Below are 539 nucleotides of genomic sequence, written 5' to 3'. Positions count from 1 at the left end.
CGAATCACTTCCACTTCGATGATTTTTGTGATTTGTCCTGTAGATTTACCCATAATAGAAAAATGAAGGGAGCCACTTCCTTTATAATTCCCATCCTTCGTTACATTTGCCCAAGCAACATGCTCAAGATTACAATCTACACCGATCATACCATCTGATGTACTGTAATTCGTATGAGGGTTTTTCGGCACATCGACTAAACATTTTACAATGTAATACTCCCCGTGGTCTTCCACAGACCACGCAATCGGTTTGCCATCCTTTTTCTTATTCTTACACTGTAATTGGGTTGTGATTACTTCTTCAATCATTTCTTGTCCATACGGGAACGTAACAGCTGGAAACATAAGTGTTTTCCCAGAACTTGTCGTCATCCACAATTCTTTTGTCTCGAGCACATACTGAAATACAAAATTGCCATGTTTGGCATCTTTCCGACCAGATAGGATCAGTTGTTTATTTAGAGCACGAGAAAATAATGTTTTCCATTTGTCATGGTTACGTACAAACTCGCGGATGGTAAATTGCGAGCAAAACAG

At 39.3% G+C, this 539-nt stretch carries 1 pseudogene; it reads right to left on the bottom strand.

The features are described 5' to 3' along the window. Positions 1-539 (bottom strand): annotated as a pseudogene (locus KFD70_RS29270) (IS200/IS605 family accessory protein TnpB-related protein); the annotation flags it as partial.

This window comes from Bacillus pfraonensis (assembly GCF_050768835.1).
GTDB lineage: Bacteria > Bacillota > Bacilli > Bacillales > Bacillaceae_G > Bacillus_A > Bacillus_A pfraonensis.
Note: the sequence above shows the minus strand (reverse complement) of the source record. Positions and strands in the feature narration are given on the sequence as shown.